The organism is Acinetobacter sp. YH12126 (assembly GCF_013418745.1).
Taxonomy (GTDB): domain Bacteria; phylum Pseudomonadota; class Gammaproteobacteria; order Pseudomonadales; family Moraxellaceae; genus Acinetobacter; species Acinetobacter amyesii.
Window position 1 is genome coordinate 1 of the sequence record NZ_VPBM01000054.1, and the last position, 1,105, is coordinate 1,105.

Sequence of the window (1,105 nt, forward strand, 5' to 3'; positions counted from 1 at the left end):
CTTTTAGAGCCAAAAAAATTCAGAATGTTTTACCCGCTACTGGAACAGCTCGGCTTTGGTTCTAAGAAAATCCAATCTGCACCAATCAAACAGGTCGATGAACCTAAGTTTTTAGATTTTTCAAACATGCAGATCAACCGAATTTCTTACGGCATGTCCAGAGATAAAAAATTCAACTATTTGAAACAAGAAAGTGAATCACCTGATGATTTCATGCAACGGCTTCGCATCATGCTAAAAGACCCCAAACAGCAGATTCAGTTTTATGACTATCTGAAATCCCAAAAGTAGCAATTAATCCTCTAAAAAAGATTTCAAAACGCCCCAACTTTTGGGGCTTATTTTTATCTTTTTCAGAGGTCGGTTTTTTGTTTCTCGGAGAGAAACGCGGAAGCGTGCATTCCCTCCTGCTGTCGGAAAATGATAAATCCCCAAACCGCTAAAACTTGCCGATCGGCAAGTTTTGAAATATCAGATTTTCACACATGGCGAAAAACCGCCTAGAATCGCATTTAAGCGCTCTTTTCTCAAAAACAGGGAAATCTAGCTAAACAGGGCTAAAAACGCCAATAAACGCAAAATAGGAGCATTTAGACCATGAAATTGAGTGATGCTGAAAAAAATAAGCGTTTGTCAGAGGTGTTTTTAAAGAAATCAGATCGAGAATATTACGATTTAGAAATCACTGAAGATCATCAAAAACTTTATGATCAGTACGTTTCAGGTGATTTAAACAAGCAAGATTTTGAAGAACAACTAAACAAATTGATCAAGTAGCCGAGCGAGTGTCTACGAGCGACTGTGCGTTATAAAAATTTCGCCCCTGCCTTTTCCCTGATTACAAGCTCCCTATTGCCTCATAACGAGATTTACAGAGCAAAGCGACTGTAGCCATTGGCTCCATGACGAGCGAAGCGAGCATAAAGCTTTATGAGCGAAGCGAATCCATTCTTGTTTTTAGCGTCCTAGCCGGTCTTTGAAAAAACTGCCCCAGGAATCGAGCGCAGCGAGATTCAATAGAGTTTGAGCGAAGCGAAAACATAGGGCAGTTTTAAACACCGTTTTTGATTTTTTTGGGCTTTTAATAATAAAAAAGCTTTTAAAT

The 1,105-nt window shown here is 39.0% G+C and carries 1 protein-coding gene and 1 pseudogene; both read left to right on the plus strand.

Annotated features, from left to right (window positions below; translation table 11 throughout):
- Positions 1-291, plus strand: a pseudogene (locus FTU62_RS17245) (replication initiation protein); the annotation flags it as partial.
- Positions 292-597: 306 nt separating this feature from the next.
- Positions 598-777 (plus strand): hypothetical protein, encoded by a 180-nt coding sequence (locus FTU62_RS17250; protein ID WP_180103263.1) that lies wholly within the window; start codon positions 598-600, stop codon positions 775-777.
- Positions 778-1,105 lie beyond the last annotated feature (328 nt).

What these genes read in the sequence shown, in the direction of transcription:
- FTU62_RS17250 (WP_180103263.1), top strand. Translation starts at nt 598, where the DNA reads ATGAAATTGAGTGATGCTGAAAAAAATAAGCGTTTGTCAGAGGTGTTT.